The 411-nt window shown below is 56.0% G+C and carries 1 protein-coding gene; it reads right to left on the reverse strand.

Features of this window, described 5'->3' with window-relative positions; genetic code table 11:
• Positions 1 to 111: 111 nt before the first annotated feature.
• Positions 112 to 411: Rop family plasmid primer RNA-binding protein (locus C7C45_RS36000; RefSeq protein ID WP_425271196.1), on the reverse strand; the 300-nt coding region annotated here is incomplete at its 5' end.

The following is a 411-nucleotide window of genomic DNA, read 5'->3' on the forward strand; positions in this document are numbered from 1 at the left end:
CATGGCTGCGCCCCGACACCCGCCAACACCCGCTGACGCGCCCTGACGGGCTTGTCTGCTCCCGGCATCCGCTTACAGACAAGCTGTGACCGTCTCCGGGAGCTGCATGTGTCAGAGGTTTTCACCGTCATCACCGAAACGCGCGAGGCAGCTGCGGTAAAGCTCATCAGCGTGGTCGTGCAGCGATTCACAGATGTCTGCCTGTTCATCCGCGTCCAGCTCGTTGAGTTTCTCCAGAAGCGTTAATGTCTGGCTTCTGATAAAGCGGGCCATGTTAAGGGCGGTTTTTTCCTGTTTGGTCACTGATGCCTCCGTGTAAGGGGGATTTCTGTTCATGGGGGTAATGATACCGATGAAACGAGAGAGGATGCTCACGATACGGGTTACTGATGATGAACATGCCCGGTTACT

Origin of the sequence: Micromonospora arborensis (assembly GCF_003205615.1) — a bacterium.
Lineage (GTDB): Bacteria > Actinomycetota > Actinomycetes > Mycobacteriales > Micromonosporaceae > Micromonospora > Micromonospora arborensis.